At 37.4% G+C, this 227-nt stretch carries 1 rRNA gene; it reads left to right on the forward strand.

What is annotated here, in order from left to right:
* Positions 1–137: 137 nt before the first annotated feature.
* Positions 138–227 (forward strand): 5S ribosomal RNA (rrf, locus tag SB660_RS24460); the annotation flags it as partial.

Genomic DNA, 227 nt, shown 5'->3' on the forward strand with positions numbered 1-227 from the left:
GATACTAATAGATCGAGGACTTAACCTTTATTCTAATGTGAAGTTTGAACATTGTTATCTAGTTTTGAGAGAACATTTTTTAAATATCTCTTGATTTATTTTCAATACATAGTATAATATCTTTTGTCACTAAATTGTCTGGTGATGATGGCGAAGAGGTCACACCCGTTCCCATACCGAACACGGAAGTTAAGCTCTTCAGCGCCGATGGTAGTTGGGGGTCTCCC

It is taken from the genome of Bacillus sp. SIMBA_005, from assembly GCF_046535585.1.
Classification (GTDB): Bacteria; Bacillota; Bacilli; order Bacillales; family Bacillaceae; genus Bacillus; species Bacillus pumilus.